Origin of the sequence: Pseudomonas sp. S07E 245, assembly GCF_019599025.1 — a bacterium.
In the GTDB taxonomy this organism is placed as follows: domain Bacteria; phylum Pseudomonadota; class Gammaproteobacteria; order Pseudomonadales; family Pseudomonadaceae; genus Aquipseudomonas; species Aquipseudomonas shirazensis.
Window position 1 is genome coordinate 769148 of sequence record NZ_CP080625.1, and the last position, 18709, is coordinate 787856.

The window sequence follows — 18709 nt, forward strand, 5'->3', positions numbered from 1 at the left end:
CCTGGTAAATGAGTACAGGTGTTCACTGAAACCGGTATTTTCAGGCCCAGCGGCGCGCCTGTCCAGCATTAAGACTGCCGCACTTTAACATTTATCGCCAGTCACGGCTGTCTGGCCGGGTGGCTCGCGGCCGCAAGCGTCAGCGGTATTTCCAGGGTGAACGTCGAGCCCCGCCCCGCGCGGCTCTGTGCGTGCAGGCGGCCGCCCATGCGCTCTGCCAGGGTTCGCGCGATGGCCAACCCCAACCCGGTGCCGCCGTAGCGGCGCGAGATCGAACTGTCGGCCTGCTGGAAGGCAACGAACATGCTTTCCAGATGCTGGTCGTCGATGCCGATGCCGGTGTCGCGAACCGCGCAGGTGAACCATAGTCCACCCGTATCGGCCAATTGCCAGCGCGGCTCGATTTCTACCCTGCCTTGCTCGGTAAATTTCAATGCATTGCCAATCAGGTTGAGCAGGATTTGGCGAATCCGCGTCGGGTCGCCATAGACGCGCATGTGCTCGGCGTCAGCGGGCAACTGCAGGTGCAAGCCCAGGCCACGCTGCTGGGCGCTGTGCTGGAAGGCTTGCACACTGCTGGTGATCAGTTCGCCAAGGCTGAATTCGATGTGTTCCAGCTCAAGCTGGGTGCGCTCGATACGCGAGAAATCGAGGATGTCGTTGATGACTTTGAGCAGATGCCCGGTCGATTCACTGGCGACAGAGGTGTACTCGGCCTGCTCGACGGTCATCTGGGTGGTTTCCAGTAACTGCAACATGCCGAGCACGCCGTTCATCGGTGTGCGCAACTCGTGGCTCATCATCGCTAGAAAGTCCGACTTGGCGCGGTTGGCCTGTTCGGCTTCCTCGCGCGCCTGGGTCAGTTGCGCGATTGCCTGACGCTGCTCCTGGCTGGCCTGCTCAAGGGCGCTGGCGAGGTTGTTGATGTGCCGCGCCAGGTTGCCCAGTTCGTTGTCATCGACCACCGGCACCGGGGTATTGAAGGTGCCTTGCTGAATCGCCTTGACGGCAAGCCCCATGTCGCTGATCGGCTCGGCCAGGCTGCGTGCCAGGCGCCGCGCCACAAGGAACGTGAAGAGCAGGGCAAACAGGGCGAAGATGCCGGCCTTGATCACAATCTCCTGCTGGCGCTGGTTGAAGGCATCGTCGGACATGCCGACGATGACCCGGCCCAGGTAATCATCGGTGATGCCCGGCAAGGTGGTCTTGGTGGGTGGCAGGAAGTCACTGTCCAGGCGGATCTGCTGCAGACGGATCGGCGCCTGGAACACCTCGACCCGCTGTGCGCGGTTGGCGCTCTCATCGGCCTGCTCGACATACACCAGAATATTGTTGCGGCCATCCTGAACCTCGAGGAAGCGCACATGGGGGATGCTCAAAGTGGCGCGCATCAGGCTGTCGAGCACTTCATTGTTGCCTGAGATAACCCCGTATTCGGAAGCCGGGGCCAGCTGATTGGCGATCAGTTGCCCGGTGTGATTGAGCTCCTGACGCAAATCCTGAATGCGCACGAAGGTGAAGAAGCTGATCAGCAGCAGCGTCAGCAGCAGGGCCGGCCCCAGGCTGATGATCTGGGTGCGGGTATGGATATCCCAGCTCAGGCGTTTACTCATGGGGTGGACTCTCCTGCGGCCAGGGCCAGTGCGGCGGCCTGCGGGTCGATCGGTTCGAGGCCCAGCGCGCGCGCCACCTGTTGGTTGCCGCTGACGCCGAAATGGACAGGGTACAAGCTGCGTGGCCAGCGAGCTGGCGGCTGATCGAGCAATTGGTCGAGCACTGCCAGCCAGTCGTCCTGGTCGCTATAGGTGCTGGCCAAGGCGCCGGCACGGACAAAACCGGCGTTGGGGCCGATCAGCGCCATTTGCCGGCCGTAGCTACTGAGCAAGACGTTTTTCGCGGTCTTGGCGTTATACAGATCAGGGTCATCCAGGCCGAGCAGTACGTCGCTGTCAGCCAGCACTTGCTGTAGCGGGCGGCTGTCGCGCAGGTCTGGCCAGGGCTGGGCAACGATCTCAAGCCCCAGTGGCCGTGCGGCCTGGCGCAACTCATTGAGCAAAAAGTGGCTGTGCTGGCCATAGAGCACGCCGATTCGTCGTGCCTGCGGCATCAGCAAGCGGGTCAGGCGCAACTGCCGGGCCAACGGCGGATCGTTCCAGAGCAGGCTCAGGTAGCCCGGGCGATCTGCCCCCAGCAGATGTTCGGCCTCGACGCGGCTGACCCGCATGAGCAATGCGCGCGGCCCGGCGGATTCGCTCATGCGCCATTGCAGCGCGGCGCGGTCGAGCAGGATCAGGCGCAGGTCACGCGGCAGTTGGCTGGGTGGCGGCAAGCTTGAGACGGGTTGGAAGTGCACCTGATCATTGCCACGGCGAACTTGCAGTGCCTGGGCGAAGCTGCGCATTCCAGCCTGGTCGCTGGCGCCGACTACCAGCACCTCATTGGCCGACAGTGTCGCCAGTGGCCACAGGCAGATCAGCAGCAGACCGAGCAAGCGCGCCATCAGAACTCCAGCTCCGCGCTGACGCTCAGGCGCTGACGACTGTCGTAGCGGTTCTGCGCGAGGGTGATCGGTTCATCGTCCAGACGCTGCTGCCACAGTGCGGCCAGCTCAAGGTTGCTGCGTCGAATGCGCAAGCGCTTGGCCAGGCGCAGGTCAACCCGCTCATAGCGATACTGGTTAAGCGCGTCATCGCCGTAGTAGAACAGCGCACTCGACCAGCCATCGCCCCAGTCGCGCAACCAGCCGGCAGAGCCGCTATTGCGCGCACTGGCTTCGCTGTCGTTGCGGTTGCTGGCCCAGGCGTCGACATAAGCGTAGGTCAGGCGCAGCCGGTCACGCTGGCCAAGGTGCCAATCGAGTTGCAGCTCACTGCCGCTGAAACGGGCCTTGTTGCTGTTGCTGGCGATGTACTGGTTGTTGCGCAGCGGCTCGCTGATCATGCCGCTGATTTCGTCGGAGAAGACCTTCAGGTCAAGGTTCAGACCGATTTCGCTGAAGCTGCCGTTGTAGCCCAGTTCACGCGAGCGCATCCGCTCCTGATCGAGATCGCCCGGGCCGCGGGTCTTGACGAAGTACTCGCCCCTGCCCAGGCCAGGCTGATAGGGGCTGAGGTTATTGACCGTATAGCTCCAGTTGACGTTGTTCTCGAACATGTCGGGTGAGCGCACTGCTTCGGAATACACCGCGCGCAGGCCATGACGCGGGGTGATCAGGTAGTTGACCGCCAGGCGCGGCGTCAGCGAGCTGCCGGACAGGCGGCTGTCCTCGAACATGGTTCCGCCCTGGATGATCCAGTGCTCGTCGGCGCGCCATTCCAGCTGGCCGAACAGGCGCCAGGTGTGGTCGCTCAGGGTGCCATTGAAATAGGTCTGCGAGTCAGCCTGGTCATAGCGAAAGTTGGCGCCGCTGAGCAGGCGCAGGTTGTCGGTCAGGCTCAGGGTGTCCTGGATTTCCAGGTCGTAGCGGGTTTCCCGGGTGCTTTGGTCGACATCACCGCACACGACCTGGCTGCCGCCCTGGCTGTCCCACTGGGTCTTGACCTGATCGCGCAGTGCCTGCAGCGCAGGATTGTTGTTGGCCGGCGGGTTGACGATGTTGCGGGCGACCTGCTCGGCGTAGTTCGAGTCGAGCTGCCACAGTCGAGTCAGGGCTGGGCTGAACGACAATGCCGCATCGCAGGCACGCCACACTTGCTGGCGGTCGAAGTGCTGCGCCGAGCCCTGTACATAGAGACTGTGCTGGTCATTGAAATCAATGTTCCAGCGCAGCGAGCCAGCGTAGTCCTTGGCCTTGACGTCTGCGTTGTTGCCACGGGCGGTGACGTAGGGAAACACCGGCTGATAGGTGTAGGGGCGCTGATTGCTGCCTTCCTTGGCCGCCAGTTGCCACTCCAGCGTCTGGTTGCTCGCCAACTGCTGCAGCACGCTCAGGTTGATCCGGTTGAGCCGGCGGCTGTCGCGGTAGTCAGCGCCCGACTGGTCGTGATCGAAGCCGTCATCCTCCTGGCCGGACATTGACAGACGCAGGTCGCCGCCCTCCCAGCCCAAGCCCTGGCTGGCGTAAAAATCGTTGACGCCATCCGCCCCGCGGCTCAGCTTGAGGCGCGTGCCCTGGCTGTCGGCAGGGCTTCGGGTGAGGATGTTGACCACCGCCATCAGGGCATTGGCGCCATAACTGACCGTGTTTGGCCCGCGAAACACCTCGATCCGCTCAATATCCTCAAGTGCTACCGGGATATCGCTCCAGTCGACGGTGGCCAGGCCTGCGCGGTACACCGAGCGGCCGTCGATCAGCACCTGCATGCGCCGCGCCTCGCTGACGTTGCTGCCATGGTAGTTGACCGTCGGCTGGTTGCTGGCGCCGTAGCCGATCATCATGCCCGGCACCAGCCGCAACAGCTCGGGGATGTCGCGGGCGCCGCTGGCGCGGATCAACTGGCTGTCGAGCACAGTCATGCTGCCCGGTACGCCGGCTGCAGATTGTTTAAGTCGGGTGGCAGTGAGAACTTGCGGCAGGTCCTGGTTGTCAATAAACAGGTCGTCGGCCACAGCTGGCCCGCCAAGCAGGGCAGTCAGTAATAGCAGGCGAGGGAAGGGCGGCGTGCCAGACAACACGTTACAGCCTTGTTTCAGCAGGAAACGCGCATGTTAACCGACCGTAGAGGTTTTTCCAGCAGCCCCATCCATGCTGGCTACACCGTCGAGCGGGTAATAGGCTGACACCGCGTGCCTCTGGTTATGCCGCATCTGGCCCGTATAATGCGCCCGTCGCCACTCAACTTTGGCTTTAACGGACTGGATATGACTGAACAGCAACCTGTTGCAGTTCTTGGAGGCGGCAGCTTCGGCACCGCCGTGGCCAACCTGCTGGCCGAAAACGGCAACCCTGTGCGCCAGTGGATGCGCGATCCGGACCAGGCGCAGGCGATGCGCGTCAACCGCGAAAACCCGCGCTACCTCAAAGGTATCCGCTTGCAGGACGGCGTCGAGCCGGTCAATGACCTGCTGGCCACCCTGCAAGCTGCACAACTGATTTTTGTTGCGCTGCCATCCAGCGCCTTGCGCAGCGTCCTGGCGCCGCATGCCGAGCTGCTGCGCGGCAAGTGCCTGGTGAGCCTGACCAAGGGCATCGAGGCGCAGAGCTTCAAGCTGATGAGCCAGATTCTCGAAGAAATCGCCCCCGAGGCGCGTATTGGGGTGCTCTCCGGGCCCAACCTTGCGCGCGAAATCGCCGAACACGCACTGACCGCCACGGTGGTCGCCAGCGAAGACGAAGCGCTGTGCCTGAGCGTGCAAGAGGTACTGCACGGGCGCACCTTCCGCGTCTATGCCAGTGCCGACCGCTTCGGTGTCGAACTGGGCGGCGCACTGAAAAACGTCTATGCGATCATTGCCGGTATGGCCGTGGCGCTGGGCATGGGTGAAAACACCAAAAGCATGCTGATCACCCGCGCGCTGGCCGAAATGACTCGGTTCGCCGTCAGCCTGGGGGCCAACCCGATGACCTTCCTCGGCCTTGCCGGGGTCGGTGACCTGATCGTCACCTGCTCGTCGCCGAAAAGCCGTAACTACCAGGTCGGCTATGCGCTGGGCCAGGGTTTGTCGCTGGAAGAAGCGGTGAGCCGGCTGGGCGAAGTGGCCGAGGGCGTGAACACCATCAAGGTGCTCAAGGCCAAGGCCGATGACGCCCAGGTGTACATGCCACTGGTAGCCGGGCTGCATGCGATCCTGTTCGAAGGGCGCACCTTGAATCAGGTCATCGAACACCTGATGCGCGCGGAACCGAAAACCGACGTCGACTTCATTTCCACCAGCGGCTTCAACTAAACGCTGAGCACAGCAAGGAGCAATACATGAGCGATACCCCCGAGCGCGTGGAGCGCGAATCGATCATCCTGCGGGTGCTGTGGATGCTCGTGTTCCTGGTGGTCTGGCAGTTGGCCGAATTGCTGCTGGCCGGCCTGGTGCTGGTGCAGCTGATCTACCGTCTGGTCTACGGCGCGCCGAGTGCCAGCCTGATGAACTTCGGCGACAGCCTGAGCCAGTTTCTGGCGCAGATCGGCCGCTTTGGCACCTTTCACAGCGATCGCAAGCCGTGGCCGTTTTCCGATTGGCCAACCCCACGCGCACCCGAGGGTGAGGCGCCACACGTTGTAGCGGCCGCGGCCCATCCGGTGCGTGATGAGGACCCCAAGCTGTGAAACTGTGGATCCTGCGTCACGGCGAAGCCGAGCCACGTGCTAATAGCGATGCCGAACGGCGCCTGACCAGCCACGGCCGCGAGCAGGTCCTGTACAGCGCAGCGCGGCTGCTGGGGCAACCACTGCAGGCGATTCTGGTGAGCCCTTACGTGCGTGCTCAGCAAACCGCTGCATTGGTGCAGGAAACCCTCGATTTTCCTCAGCCGCTGCGTACGGTGGCCTGGCTCACCCCAGAAAGCAGCGTGCGTGAAGCCATCACCGAGCTTGAACAATTGGGCTTTGAGCACGTCTTGCTGGTCAGCCACCAGCCGCTGGTAGGCGCATTGGTCGGCATGCTTGAGCACGGCCATTTGCAACAGCCGGCAGCTATGAGCACCGCCAGCCTGGCCGAGCTGGAAGGGGACTGGCCGTTGCCTGGATTGATGTCACTGAAAGCCTTGAGTCATCCCGGCTAGCCTGCGGCAACTGGCATTTTTGCCAGTTGCCTGGGCGTTCGGCTGATTACTAGCGTTGATCGCGTGAGAGTCGAACCGTGTAACAGGGAGTAGTGGATGAGTAGTCGACGTCTTGAATTGGTGAGCTCGGTGAGCCCACAGCGTGTGCTGGACAAACTGAACGAGCATGGCGTGCCGGACTTTGCCGAGCACCGTTTGCTGCAGGATTGCGCGGATGCCAGCTTCAATCGCCTGCTGGGCAAGTGCGAAGGCCAATATGAGCTTGAGCAACTGCGCCAGGCGAGCATTCGTATGGCGCATCTGCTGCAGACCAGCTGCCTTGCGCTGCGCCGCTCCAAGCTGGAAGAAGCGGACAAGGCCCAGGCTCGCGAGGCACTCGAGTATCAATTGGCCTACATGCAGGCGTGCCTGCGCCGGTCGATGGCCAGCTTCGATTGAACCGGCGATGACCTGAACGCCCTTGGCGATGACCTATCCGGACGTTGCCGCCGCCGCTGCGCTTGCCGACAATGGGCACTCTTTTCGTGAGAGCAGGCGGCCATGTCGCAGCAAATCTTCTTCGCCCATGCCAATGGCTTCCCCTCGGCCACCTACGGCAAGCTGTTTGCTGCGCTCGCGCCGGACTATCAGGTTCAGCATCTGCTCCAGCACGGCCATGATCCGCGCTTCCCGGTCGATGACAACTGGCTCAACCTGGTCGATGAACTGCTCCACCACCTGGCCCAGCAGCCAGGGCCGGTGTGGGGCGTTGGCCATTCTCTGGGCGGGGTATTGCACCTGCACGCGGCGCTGCGCTGCCCGCACTATTACCGCGGCGTGGTCATGCTCGATTCGCCAGTGTTGACCCGCGCCGATCAGTGGCTGCTGCGCACGGCCAAACGTTTTGGCTTCATCGACCGCATTACCCCGGCCGGGCGTACCCTGAACCGCCGCGCTGTGTTTGCTGATCGGGACAGTGCGCGGGGCTACTTCACTGGCAAGACGCTGTTCCGTCATTTTGACCCAGACTGCCTCGAGGCCTATCTGGAGCATGGCTTGGAAGCAGCTGAGGGCGGCCTGCGCCTGCGCTTCGATCCCGCCACCGAGATCAGCATCTATCGCAGTATCCCGCACTTGAGCCCGGCACCGGCGCGCCAACTGCAGGTGCCGCTGGCGATGGTTCGCGGCGATCGCAGCCGGGTGATCCGCCGCCATCACGCCTTTGCCGTGCGCACCATGCCGCTGGGCGAATACCACAGCGTGCCGGGCGGGCATATGTTCCCGCTGGAGCGCCCCGCTGATACCGCCAGCTTGATCAAAGGACTGTTTGATCGTTGGGGGCAGCCATGAGCGCGCAGGTCGAGGAAATCCGGCTCAATCTGGGCCACATCGAATTGGCAGCTCATCTGTTTGGCCCGGAGGATGGCGAGCCGGTGATCGCGCTGCATGGCTGGCTGGACAATGCCAACAGCTTCGCCCGGCTGGCGCCGCTGCTGCGCGGGTTGCGTATCGTCGCGCTGGATCTGGCTGGCCATGGCTATTCAGAGCATCGCCCGGCGGGTGCCAGCTATGCGCTGGCCGATTATGCCCACGATGTCGTTCGGGTTGCCGAGCAGCTCGGCTGGCAGCGCTTTGGCCTGCTTGGCCATTCGCTGGGCGCAATCATTTCGGCGCAGCTGGCCGGAGCGCTGCCAGAGCGGATCAGTCGCTTGCTGCTGATCGACGGCGTGCTGCCGCCTACCGGCGCCGAGCAGGATGCTGCGCAGCGGCTGGGCATGGCCCTGCAGGCGCAGTTACGCCTGGACAGCAAACGCAAGTCGATCTATCCGAGCCTCGAACAAGGCATCGAGGCGCGTATGAAGGGTATGGTCGCGGTCAGCCGTGAAGCTGCCGAACTGCTCGCTCAACGCGGCCTGATGCCGGTGCCGGGCGGCTATAGCTGGCGCAGCGACAGTCGTCTGACCCTGCCGTCGCCAGCGCGCTTGAGTGAGGCGCAGGCCATGGCCTTTGTTCAGCGCATCGAATGCCCGACCTGCCTGGTGGTTGCGGCGGATGGCATGCTCGCGCGCCACACGGCGCTGCTGGAGCAGCTACCCTTCGAGCAGGTGCGCCTGCCTGGCGGTCATCACTTGCACCTGAACGACGAGCAGGGCGCGACCCTTGTCGCAGACTGTATCAATCGCTTCTGCGGGTTTTCTTGACTTGCTCCGGACAAGTGCCGAGGCTTGGCAGGTTGAACAGGGAGACAACCATGGACATGCCTGACATTTACCCCCTCGCCACCCACGCCGCCAGCGGCAAGGGAGGCCGATGAGTATTCGAATTCTGGTTGCCGGCTGCCTGGGTCTTGCCAGCCCGCTGCTGTGGGCCGGCAGCCTGCCAGTGCCGCTGGACGCCAAGATAGTCGATCAGCGCCCGGCGCTGGAGCAGGAGCGGGTTTACCCCCTCGGCCCGTTGCGCAAGATCAGCGGCCGGCTGCGGGTTGACGACAAGGTCGAGAGCCGCGGCCAGGTCAGCTCCGTGACCTACCAGCTGCCCGCCGAACGCACCGCACGCGAAGCCTTTACCAGCGCCCGCGAAGCACTGCAGGAGGAGGGCGGTTATCCGCTGTTCTGGTGTGAAAAACGCGACTGCGGCGAAGCCAGTCTGTGGGCCAACGAGGTGTTCAAGAACGCCAGGCTCAACGGTGGCGATGAGCAGCAGGCGTTTATCCTGCTGCGCCGCTCGGCTGAGGAAGCCGATACGCTGGTTGCCTTGTACAGCGTCACTGCGGGTAACAAGCGGGTTTACCTGCATGTTGAGGAATTTATTGCCGAGTCGCCGCTGGGCGAGCTGCTGCCGACCTCGGCCACGGTCATGCGTGAGCTGCGCGACACCGGCAAACTTGACTATCCTGACCTGACGGCACCGTTGCCGGCCTGGGTGACCCTGCTCGGTCGCAGCCTGAATCTGGACAGTACTTTGCGCGTCAGCCTGAGTGGCAAGCAGGCTGAAGATTGGCGCGAGCAGTTGGTCAAGATGGGCGTACGCGCTGCACGGCTGGAGGTCGGCACTGCCGAGACCGAGGGGTTGCATTTGGAATTGATTCGTTAAATGAGTGCACCTGTGGCCAACAATGATCGCCTGCTGGTACAGATTCTGCTGTTGGCGCTGCTGGGCGCCGGCTTGTGGGTAATGGCGCCGTTCATCTCGGCACTGCTGTGGGGCGCAATCCTGGCGTTTGCCAGCTGGCCGCTGATGCGCCTGCTCACCCGTTGGCTGGGCGGACGTGAAACCCTGGCTGCGGCGGTGCTGACCACCCTGTGGATTCTGATCGTGGCGCTGCCGCTGGTGTGGCTCGGCTTCAACCTGGCTGACCATATTCGCGATGCCACGGCGTTTATCCGCGATGTGCAGGTCGATGGCCTGCCCGAGGCACCGGCCTGGCTGGGCAGTATTCCGCTGGTCGGTGAGCGCCTGCTGACCTGGTGGAACTCCCTTGACCAGCAGGGTGCGGCGCTGCTGGCATCGGCCAAACCTTACTTCGGCCAGGTTGGCAACTGGCTGCTGGCGCGCAGCGCGCAAATTGGCGGCGGCGTGCTCGAGCTGTCGTTGAGCCTGGTCTTTGTATTCTTCTTCTACCGCGACGGCCCGCGGCTGGCGGCATTTGTCCTGCGCCTGCTGCAGCGGCTGATCGGCGAGCGCGCCGAGTACTACCTGGAACTGGTCGCCGGCACCGTGCAGCGCGTAGTCAACGGCGTGATCGGCACGGCGGCGGCGCAAGGCCTGCTGGCGATGATCGGTTTCCTCATCGCTGGCGTGCCGGGGGCGATTGTGCTCGGTCTGGTGACCTTCATGCTCAGCCTGATTCCGATGGGGCCGCCGCTGGCGTGGCTGCCCGCCACCGCGTGGCTGGTGTGGCAGGGGCACTACGGCATGGCAGTGTTTCTCGGTATCTGGGGCACCTTCGTCATCAGCGGCGTGGACAACGTGCTCAAACCGTACCTGATCAGCCGTGGCGGCAATCTGCCGCTGGTGATCGTGCTGCTCGGGGTATTCGGCGGCCTGATCGCGTTTGGCTTCATCGGTCTGTTCATCGGCCCGACCCTGCTCGCCGTGGCCTACAGCCTGTTGCTGGACTGGAGCCGCAGCACTCAGCCGAGCGTGCAACCCTAGCAGGCTTTACGCTTTCTTTATGCGCTGAACCAGCGCTCGCTCTCGTTCCTTTACGGCCATCCCCCGGACAATCCTCGCAAAGCGGCCCACGCCGCATTCCGGGGAGATTGGCTCATGTACATGCTTGAAGGCGTGTCACTGCTCTTGGCAGTGGCGTTGGCGGTTTACCTGCTGGTTGCGCTGTTGCGCGCCGACCACAGCTAGGGAGCGGCCATGCACAGTTATGACTTTGCCTTGCTGCTGGCGTTTTTTGCCATCGTGCTGCTGCCCGCGCCCTGGCTCGGGCGCTTCTACTACAAGGTCATGGAAGGCCAGCGCACCTGGTTGTCGCCGGCGCTCGGCCCGCTGGAGCGCGGCTGCTACCGGCTGGCGGGCGTCCAGACCGAGCAGGAGCAGAGCTGGAAGCAGTACGCGCTGGCCCTGCTGACGTTTAACCTGGCCGGGTTTGTCCTGCTGTTCGCCGTGTTGATGCTGCAGGGTTACCTGCCACTCAATCCGCAACGGTTGCCGGGCCAGGACTGGTCGTTGGCATTGAACACGGCGGTGAGCTTTGTCACCAACACCAACTGGCAGGCCTACAGTGGCGAAGCGTCGCTTAGTTATCTGAGCCAGATGCTCGGCCTGACCGTGCAGAACTTCGTCAGCGCCGCGACCGGCCTGGCCGTGCTGGTCGCGCTGTGCCGCGGGATTGCCCGGCGTTCGGCGACAACGGTCGGCAACTTCTGGGTCGACATGACCCGCGCCACCCTCTACGGCCTGTTGCCGCTGTGCCTGCTGCTGGCGCTGTTGCTGGTGTGGCAGGGCGTGCCACAGACCTTTGCCGATTACGCCCATGCCGTGACCCTGCAAGGCGCTGACCAGACTATCCCGCTCGGGCCGGCCGCAAGCCAGATCGCAATCAAGCAACTGGGCACCAATGGCGGCGGCTTCTTTGGTGTCAACTCGGCCCATCCGTTCGAAAACCCCACGGCCTGGAGCAACCTGTTCGAGCTGGGGTCGATCATCCTGATCCCGGTGGCGCTGGTGTTCACCTTCGGCCACTACGTCAAGGACCTGCGCCAGAGCCGGGCGATTCTCGCCTGCATGCTGGCGCTGTTCCTGATCGGCGGGGCTACTGCGCTGTGGGCCGAGTACCAGCCCAATCCAGCGCTGATCAGTGAGCAGGTGCAGCAGTCGGCACCGATGGAGGGCAAGGAAAGCCGCTTCGGCACCACCGGCTCGGTGCTCTGGACAGTCACCACTACCGCCGCTTCCAACGGCTCGGTGAACGCCATGCACGACAGCCTCAACCCGCTGACCGGGATGGTCGCGATGCTCAACATGATGGTCGGCGAGGTAATCTTCGGCGGCGTGGGTGCGGGCCTCTACGGCATGCTTCTGTTCGTCTTGATTGCAGTGTTTCTGGCGGGGCTGATGATCGGTCGCACGCCTGAATATCTGGGCAAGAAGCTGCAAGCGCGGGAAGTCCAACTGCTGGTGGCGACCTTGCTGGTGATGCCGCTTGGTGTGCTGGTGCTCGGCGCCCTCGCAGCCAGCCTGCCAGGCCCTGCCGGTGCGGTCAGCAACCCCGGCGCGCACGGCTTCAGCCAACTGCTCTACGCCTACACCTCTGGCACCGCCAACAACGGCTCGGCCTTCGCCGGCTTTGGCGCCAACACGGTGTACCACAACGTCATGATCGCTTTGGCCATGCTCATTGGCCGCTTCGGCTACATCCTGCCGGTGCTGGCCCTGGCCGGCAGCCTGGCGGCGAAGAACCGCGCACCGCAAGGGCAGAACAGCTTCCCCACCCACGGCCCGCTGTTCACCGGTTTGCTGCTGGTGATCATCCTGCTGATGGGCGGCCTGACCTTCCTGCCAAGCCTGGCCCTGGGGCCGATTGCCGAACAACTGAGCCTGGGTTTCTGAGGAATCAACATGAACATGCCTATTGCTCAAGTCCAGGCGCCACGCCCTGGCACTGATCAGACCCGCTTCGCCGCACTGTGGCGGCCCGCCCTGATACAGGCGCTGGTCAAGCTCGACCCGCGTCAGCTCAAGCGTTCCCCGGTGATGCTGGTGGTGGCGCTGACGGCGCTGCTGACTACGCTGCTGTGTTTTGCGCCAGAGAGCGGTGTCAGCACTGCGGTGGCGATCCAGATCGCGCTGTGGCTGTGGTTCACCGTGCTGTTCGCCAACTTTGCCGAAGCGCTGGCCGAGGGTCGCGGCAAGGCACGCGCCGACAGCCTCAAGGCCGGCAGCCAGGGCTTGAATGCGCAGCGCCGGCGTGCCGATGGCAGCTTCGAAACGGTTGCCGCCAGCGCGCTACGCAAAGACGATGTGGTCAAGGTGGTGGCCGGCGAGCTGATTCCTGGCGACGGCGAGGTGCTCGAAGGCATCGCGGCGGTCAATGAGGCGGCCATCACTGGCGAATCGGCGCCGGTCATCCGCGAGTCCGGTGGGGACCGCTCCGCCGTCACCGGCAACACCCGGCTGGTCTCCGACTGGCTGCTCATCCGCATCACCAGCAACCCGGGCGAATCGACCCTGGACCGCATGATCGCCCTGGTCGAAGGCGCCAAGCGACAGAAGACCCCGAACGAGATTGCCCTCGACATCCTGCTGATCGGCCTGACCCTGATCTTCTTGATCGTAGTGGTGACCTTGCAGCCCTTCGCCCGCTTTGCCGGCGGCAGCCTGCCGTTGATTTTCCTCGCCGCGCTGCTGGTGACGCTGATCCCGACCACCATTGGTGGCCTGCTTTCGGCTATCGGCATCGCCGGCATGGACCGGCTGGTGCGGCTCAACGTGATTGCCCGCTCCGGGCGAGCAGTGGAGGCGGCCGGTGACGTGCATACGCTGATGCTCGACAAGACCGGCACCATCACCTTCGGCAACCGGCGCTGCAGCGCGCTGCACACAGCGCCGGCGGTGACGGCCAAGGAGCTGGGCGAGGGCGCCTTGCTGGCGTCGCTTGCCGACGACACCGCCGAGGGCAAGTCGATTGTCGAATACCTGCGCCAGTTGCACGACTTCAACGAGCCGGGCGCCGATCAATTCAGCCCGGTGGCGTTCAGCGCCGAGACACGGCTGTCGGGCGTCGACTTCGAGCAGCGCCGCTACCGCAAGGGCGCCGTCGATGCGGTGCTGGGCTTTGTCGGTATCGAGCGCTTGCAGATGCCATCGGCGCTGGCCAAGGAAGTCGAGCGCATTGCCCAGAGTGGCGGCACGCCGCTACTGGTGTGCGTCGACCAGCGCCTGCTCGGCGTGATCCACCTCAAGGACGTGGTCAAGCCAGGCATCCGCGAGCGCTTCGCCGAACTGCGCAAGCTTGGCATCCGCACGGTGATGGTGACCGGCGACAACCCGCTGACCGCTGCTGCCATCGCCGCCGAGGCCGGCGTCGATGATGTACTGGCCGAAGCCACCCCGGAGAAAAAGCTGGCGCGCATTCGCCAAGAGCAAAACGACGGCCGCTTGGTCGCCATGTGCGGCGACGGTGCCAACGATGCGCCGGCGCTGGCCCAGGCCGATGTCGGCATGGCCATGAACGACGGCACCCAGGCCGCGCGTGAGGCGGCCAACATGGTCGACCTCGACAGCGACCCGACCAAGCTGCTCGACGTGGTCCAGGTCGGCAAGGAGTTGCTGGTCACCCGCGGTGCGTTGACCACCTTCTCGATCGCCAACGACGTGGCCAAGTACTTCGCCATCCTGCCGGCGCTGTTTGCCGCGATTTACCCGCAACTGGGCGTGCTCAACCTGATGCAGCTGGCCAGCCCGCAGAGCGCGATCCTCTCGGCGATCGTGTTCAACGCGCTGATCATTGTCGCGCTGATCCCCTTGGCACTGCGTGGGGTGAGGGTGCAGGCAGCGAGTGCCGCCCATCTGCTACGGCGCAATTTGCTGATCTACGGTGTCGGCGGCCTGATCGTGCCGTTTGCCGGGATCAAGCTGATCGACATGCTGCTCAATGCCCTGCACCTGGTCTGAGGAGGCCGTTATGACTACTTACCTTCGCCCGGCCCTGAGCCTGGTTGTATTGATGACAGTGATCACCGGCGCGCTTTATCCGCTGGCGGTGACGGCGGTTGCGCAAGTGGCCTTCCCCACGCAGGCCAACGGCAGCCTGGTGCACGACGAGCAGGGCCAGGTGCGCGGCTCGGCGCTGATCGCCCAACCGTTCACTGGCGATGGCTGGTTCCACCCACGTCCGTCTGCGGCGGCGTATGCCACCGTGGCCAGTGGCGCGAGCAATCTGGCGCCGAGCAATCCGGCTCTGGCCGAGCGGGTCAAGGCAGACGCAGGCACGCTGTATCGCGCCGAGTTGGGGCCGGTACCGCAAGCCCTGCTGACCACCTCGGCCAGCGGTCTCGACCCGCATCTGTCGCCGCAAGCGCTGGCGTATCAGATCCCCAGAGTGGCGGCGGCGCGCAAAGTGCCGGTAGAGCGCTTGCAAGGGCTGATCGAAGAGGCCACCCTGCAGCCATTGATCGGCCCACCGGTGGTCAACGTGCTGGCGCTGAATCAGGCGCTGGAGCAATTGACCCGCTGTGCTGATCACCGCAACTGTGAAGGATGAAACATGAGTGACTCTGCCCGCGCCGACGCGCTGTTGGCCAACCTGCCGCGCGCCGGGCGTGGCCGGCTCAAGGTATTTCTCGGTGCAGCGCCCGGCGTGGGCAAGACCTACGCCATGCTCCAGGCCGCCCACGCCCAGCAGCGCCAAGGCGTGCAGGTGGTGGCCGGGGTGGTCGAAACCCACGGCCGGGCCGAGACCGAGGCGCTGCTCGGCGGCTTGCTCCAGCAGCCGCTGCTGCGCAGCCAATACCGGGGAGTCACTCTTGAGGAAATGGACCTCGACGGCTTGCTGCGCGCCAGTCCCGAGCTGGCTCTGGTCGACGAACTGGCCCACAGCAACGCCCCCAACAGCCGCCATGCCAAGCGCTGGCAGGATGTGCAGGAGCTGCTCGCGGCCGGCATCGATGTCTACACCACGGTCAACGTGCAGCATCTTGAAAGCCTTAACGACAAGGTTCGCGACATCACCGGTGTGCAGGTCCGCGAAACCCTGCCCGACTGGGTGCTGCAGGAAGCCTTCGAACTGGTGCTGATCGACCTGCCACCGCGCGAACTGCTGCAGCGCCTGCGCGAAGGTAAGGTCTACGTGCCCGAGCAGGCCCGCGCCGCCATCGATGCGTTCTTCTCGCAGACCAACCTCAGTGCCCTGCGGGAGCTGGCCATGCACACCGCCGCGGCGCAGGTGGATGCCGACCTGGCCCACGGCTATCGCCAGCTTGGCCAGGAAGCGCCGGCCCTGCGTGGTCGCTTGCTGGTCGGCGTCGACGGCGATCAGCAAGCCGAGCGGCTGGTCCGCCACGCCTGCCGCGTGGCCCAGCGCCGGCATTTGCCGTGGAGCCTGGTGCATGTCGACAACGGCAAGCTGCGCGACGAAAGCGCCCGCCAGCGTCTGCAAAGCGCGCAGCAACTGGCTGAGCGGCTGGGCGGCGAGGTAGTGCTGTTGCGCGCCGGCGAAGTCGCGAGGACCTTGCTCCAGCATGCCGCCGAGCGCCGTGCCAGCCTGGTGCTGGTGGGGCAGTCGCGTGATCGTCTGCGCCGGCGCCTGTTCGGTGCCGGTGTCGCTGCGCGGCTGCTGCGCGAAAACCACGGCCTGGAAATCAACGTGCTCGACCGCGAGGCGCAGCCACCCGCACCGCGCACGGCAGCGAAGCGGGTGTGGATCTGGCGGCACTATCTGCTGGCGCTACTCGCCACTGCGCTTGCCGCAGGCCTGGCCTGGGCGGTGTCCAGCGTGCTGGCGTTGCCGAATATCTCGCTGGTATTCCTCGCCGCCGTGCTGCTGGTGGCGGTGCGCAGCAGCCTCGGCCCGGCGCTGGCGTGCGCGGTGCTGTCGTTTGTCAGCTATGACTTTCTGTTCATCCCGCCCAACTTCTCTCTGAGCATTCAGCGCGAAGAGGATGTGCTGACGCTGGTGTTCTTCCTGCTGATGGCCGCGCTCACCGGCAACCTCGCCGCGCGCCAGCGGCGCCAGTTGCAGGCCTTGCGCGAGACCCAGGCGCAGACCAGTCAACTGCTCGACCTGTCACGCAAGCTCACCGTCGCCACCGACCGCCAGGCAGTATTCAGCGCCGCCAGCCAGCACCTCGACGGGTGGCAGGATCTGCACGTATGCCTGCTCGAGCGAGGTAGCGAAGGCCTGCTGCAAGCTGCCAACGGCCAGTTGCCCGGCTTGAGCGACACCGAGCGCGCTGCCGCTGACTGGGCCTGGCAGCACGGCCAGGCCGCTGGCCACGGTAGCGACACCTTGCCCAATGGTCGCTGGTGGTGGTGGCCGCTGTTGGTCGATGAGCAACCGCTGGCCCTGCTCGGCGTACGTCCACGTGACAACGCGGCCCTCACAGCCCAGCGCCGACGCCTGCTGATGGCGCTGGCCCAGCCGCTGGCGCAGGCCCTGGCCCGTGCGCGCCTCGGCGAACAACTCGAAGCTGCGCGGCTGCACGGCGAAACCGAACAGCTGCGCAGCGCCTTGCTGGCCTCGGTGTCACACGACCTGCGCACACCGCTGACCGCTATGCGCGGCGGCATCGATAGCCTGCTTGCGCTCGGCGATGCGATCCCGCCCGACGACCGCCGCGAATTGCTCGAAAGCACCCGCGATGAAGCCGAGCGCCTCGACCGCTACATCCAGAATCTGCTCGACATGACCCGCCTCGGTCACGGCAGTCTCAAGCTCGCGCGTGACTGGGTGGCCCCGGCCGATATCGTCGCCAGCGCCCTGCAGCGTCTGCGCGCGGTGCTGGCGCCGCTGCGGGTCAGCACCGATGTGCCGAGCGAGCTGCCGCTGCTGTTCGTGCACGCTGCCTTGATCGAACAGGCGCTGGTCAACGTGCTGGAAAACGCCGCGCGCTTTTCACCCCCAGATGGCCGCCTGCAATTGCAGGTCGACGTGCGTGATGAGCAACTGTGCCTGGCCGTCAGCGATCAAGGCCCCGGCATCCCCGAAGCTGAACGCGAAAAGATCTTCGACATGTTCTACACCGCCGCCCGCGGCGACCGCGGCGGGCAGGGCACAGGCCTCGGCCTGGCCATCTGCCAGGGCATGATCGGCGCCCACGGCGGCAGCATCCAGGTGGCTGACGGCATCGATGGCCACGGCACCTGCATCACTCTATGCTTGCCATTGCCCCCACAGCCCACCGCCGAAAGCCAGGACTCATGAGCCAAACTGCCACCTTGCTGGTCATCGACGACGAACCGCAGATTCGCAAGTTCCTGCGCATCAGCCTGAGCTCGCAAGGCTACAAGGTCATCGAAGCCGCCACCGGCGGCGAAGGCCTGGCCCAGGCGGCCTTGGCCAAACCCGACCTGATCGTGCTCGACCTCGGCCTGCCAGACATGGACGGCCAGCAGGTGCTGCGCGAATTGCGTGAGTGGAGCTCGGTGCCAGTGATGGTGCTGTCGGTGCGTGCCAGCGAGCTGCAAAAGGTCGATGCCCTGGATGGCGGCGCCAACGACTACGTCACCAAACCGTTCGGCATTCAGGAGTTTCTCGCCCGCATTCGCGCCCTGTTGCGCCAGGTGCCACAGGGTAGCGCCGCGCTGGCCAGTGCCAGCTTCGGGCCGCTGCTGGTGGACTTCGCCTACCGCCGCGTGACCCTCGATGGCAGCGAAATAGCGCTGACCCGCAAGGAGTACGCACTGTTGGCGCAACTGGCCGGGCACCCCGGGCGAGTGATCACCCAGCAGCAACTGCTCAAGGATATCTGGGGGCCGAGCCACGTCGACGATACGCACTACCTGCGGATCGTGGTTGCGCACGTGCGGCAGAAGCTGGGCGATGACCCTACTGCGCCACGGTTTATCGTGACTGAGCCTGGGGTGGGGTATCGGTTGTTGGTGCCGTAAGCCCGTACTTTGCAA

General features: G+C 64.6%; 16 protein-coding genes and 1 pseudogene. 14 read left to right on the top strand and 3 right to left on the bottom strand.

Annotated elements, in window-relative coordinates; genetic code table 11:
* Positions 1-104 precede the first annotated feature (104 nt).
* The 3 genes and pseudogenes from K3F44_RS03530 to K3F44_RS03540 form a co-directional block, all read right to left on the bottom strand.
* Positions 105-1613, bottom strand: a pseudogene (locus tag K3F44_RS03530) (ATP-binding protein); the annotation flags it as partial.
* Positions 1610-2500, bottom strand: coding sequence for an ABC transporter substrate-binding protein (locus K3F44_RS03535; protein ID WP_188035669.1), 891 nt, complete (start codon positions 2498-2500; stop codon positions 1610-1612). The pseudogene K3F44_RS03530 and the gene K3F44_RS03535, both read right to left, overlap by 4 nt.
* On the bottom strand, positions 2500-4614 hold the full coding sequence (locus K3F44_RS03540; RefSeq protein ID WP_220633344.1) for a TonB-dependent siderophore receptor: 2115 nt from the start codon (positions 4612-4614) through the stop codon (positions 2500-2502). The genes K3F44_RS03535 and K3F44_RS03540 overlap by 1 nt, the downstream gene beginning before the upstream one ends.
* A 186-nt stretch (positions 4615-4800) precedes the next feature.
* Between K3F44_RS03540 and K3F44_RS03545 the strand changes: the two genes are divergently transcribed.
* From K3F44_RS03545 to K3F44_RS03610, 14 genes are all read left to right on the top strand, one after another.
* Positions 4801-5826, top strand: a complete 1026-nt coding sequence (locus K3F44_RS03545; protein WP_150569687.1) for an NAD(P)H-dependent glycerol-3-phosphate dehydrogenase — start codon at positions 4801-4803, stop codon at positions 5824-5826.
* Positions 5827-5852: 26 nt separating this feature from the next.
* Positions 5853-6200 carry a DUF4389 domain-containing protein gene (locus tag K3F44_RS03550; RefSeq protein WP_220633345.1) on the top strand — a complete coding sequence of 116 codons (348 nt, stop codon included), beginning with the start codon at positions 5853-5855 and terminating at the stop codon, positions 6198-6200.
* Complete coding sequence (gene sixA / locus K3F44_RS03555) at positions 6197-6655, top strand: phosphohistidine phosphatase SixA (protein WP_220633346.1); 459 nt, start codon at positions 6197-6199, stop codon at positions 6653-6655. Before K3F44_RS03550 ends, sixA begins: the two co-directional genes overlap by 4 nt.
* Before the next feature lie 96 nt (positions 6656-6751).
* A complete protein-coding gene (locus K3F44_RS03560) occupies positions 6752-7093 on the top strand; it encodes a hypothetical protein (protein ID WP_101318185.1) in 342 nt (113 codons plus the stop codon).
* Positions 7094-7195: 102 nt separating this feature from the next.
* Positions 7196-7984 carry an alpha/beta fold hydrolase gene (locus K3F44_RS03565; RefSeq protein ID WP_220633347.1) on the top strand — a complete coding sequence of 263 codons (789 nt, stop codon included), beginning with the start codon at positions 7196-7198 and terminating at the stop codon, positions 7982-7984.
* Positions 7981-8835: an alpha/beta hydrolase gene (locus tag K3F44_RS03570; RefSeq protein ID WP_220633348.1), complete on the top strand. Its 855-nt coding sequence runs from the start codon at positions 7981-7983 to the stop codon at positions 8833-8835. The genes K3F44_RS03565 and K3F44_RS03570 overlap by 4 nt, the downstream gene beginning before the upstream one ends.
* Positions 8836-8944: 109 nt before the next feature.
* Positions 8945-9727, top strand: a complete 783-nt coding sequence (locus K3F44_RS03575; protein WP_150573395.1) for a DUF4892 domain-containing protein — start codon at positions 8945-8947, stop codon at positions 9725-9727.
* Positions 9728-9739: 12 nt separating this feature from the next.
* Positions 9740-10789 (top strand): AI-2E family transporter, encoded by a 1050-nt coding sequence (locus K3F44_RS03580; RefSeq protein WP_101322976.1) that lies wholly within the window; start codon positions 9740-9742, stop codon positions 10787-10789.
* Between the two features lie 114 nt (positions 10790-10903).
* Positions 10904-10993: a K(+)-transporting ATPase subunit F gene (gene kdpF / locus K3F44_RS03585; RefSeq protein ID WP_101318193.1), complete on the top strand. Its 90-nt coding sequence runs from the start codon at positions 10904-10906 to the stop codon at positions 10991-10993.
* Positions 10994-11002: 9 nt separating this feature from the next.
* The gene (gene kdpA / locus K3F44_RS03590) at positions 11003-12697 is read left to right on the top strand and encodes a potassium-transporting ATPase subunit KdpA (RefSeq protein WP_220633349.1); all 1695 of its coding nucleotides are present in this window, start codon (positions 11003-11005) and stop codon (positions 12695-12697) included.
* A gap of 9 nt (positions 12698-12706) precedes the next feature.
* Positions 12707-14761 (top strand): potassium-transporting ATPase subunit KdpB, encoded by a 2055-nt coding sequence (kdpB, locus tag K3F44_RS03595; RefSeq protein ID WP_220633350.1) that lies wholly within the window; start codon positions 12707-12709, stop codon positions 14759-14761.
* Between the two features lie 10 nt (positions 14762-14771).
* On the top strand, positions 14772-15350 hold the full coding sequence (kdpC, locus tag K3F44_RS03600) for a potassium-transporting ATPase subunit KdpC (RefSeq protein ID WP_220633351.1): 579 nt from the start codon (positions 14772-14774) through the stop codon (positions 15348-15350).
* A gap of 3 nt (positions 15351-15353) precedes the next feature.
* Positions 15354-18008 (top strand): sensor histidine kinase KdpD, encoded by a 2655-nt coding sequence (locus K3F44_RS03605; protein WP_220633352.1) that lies wholly within the window; start codon positions 15354-15356, stop codon positions 18006-18008.
* Entirely contained in the window at positions 18005-18694 is a 690-nt protein-coding gene (locus K3F44_RS03610; protein ID WP_188035676.1) for a response regulator, read from the top strand. The genes K3F44_RS03605 and K3F44_RS03610 overlap by 4 nt, the downstream gene beginning before the upstream one ends.
* Positions 18695-18709 lie beyond the last annotated feature (15 nt).

What these genes read in the sequence shown, in the direction of transcription:
- K3F44_RS03535 (WP_188035669.1), bottom strand. Translation starts at nt 2,500, where the DNA reads ATGGCGCGCTTGCTCGGTCTGCTGCTGATCTGCCTGTGGCCACTGGCG.
- K3F44_RS03545 (WP_150569687.1), top strand. Translation starts at nt 4,801, where the DNA reads ATGACTGAACAGCAACCTGTTGCAGTTCTTGGAGGCGGCAGCTTCGGC.
- K3F44_RS03550 (WP_220633345.1), top strand. Translation starts at nt 5,853, where the DNA reads ATGAGCGATACCCCCGAGCGCGTGGAGCGCGAATCGATCATCCTGCGG.
- K3F44_RS03560 (WP_101318185.1), top strand. Translation starts at nt 6,752, where the DNA reads ATGAGTAGTCGACGTCTTGAATTGGTGAGCTCGGTGAGCCCACAGCGT.
- K3F44_RS03565 (WP_220633347.1), top strand. Translation starts at nt 7,196, where the DNA reads ATGTCGCAGCAAATCTTCTTCGCCCATGCCAATGGCTTCCCCTCGGCC.
- K3F44_RS03570 (WP_220633348.1), top strand. Translation starts at nt 7,981, where the DNA reads ATGAGCGCGCAGGTCGAGGAAATCCGGCTCAATCTGGGCCACATCGAA.
- K3F44_RS03575 (WP_150573395.1), top strand. Translation starts at nt 8,945, where the DNA reads ATGAGTATTCGAATTCTGGTTGCCGGCTGCCTGGGTCTTGCCAGCCCG.
- kdpF (WP_101318193.1), top strand. Translation starts at nt 10,904, where the DNA reads ATGTACATGCTTGAAGGCGTGTCACTGCTCTTGGCAGTGGCGTTGGCG.
- kdpA (WP_220633349.1), top strand. Translation starts at nt 11,003, where the DNA reads ATGCACAGTTATGACTTTGCCTTGCTGCTGGCGTTTTTTGCCATCGTG.
- kdpB (WP_220633350.1), top strand. Translation starts at nt 12,707, where the DNA reads ATGAACATGCCTATTGCTCAAGTCCAGGCGCCACGCCCTGGCACTGAT.
- kdpC (WP_220633351.1), top strand. Translation starts at nt 14,772, where the DNA reads ATGACTACTTACCTTCGCCCGGCCCTGAGCCTGGTTGTATTGATGACA.
- K3F44_RS03605 (WP_220633352.1), top strand. Translation starts at nt 15,354, where the DNA reads ATGAGTGACTCTGCCCGCGCCGACGCGCTGTTGGCCAACCTGCCGCGC.
- K3F44_RS03610 (WP_188035676.1), top strand. Translation starts at nt 18,005, where the DNA reads ATGAGCCAAACTGCCACCTTGCTGGTCATCGACGACGAACCGCAGATT.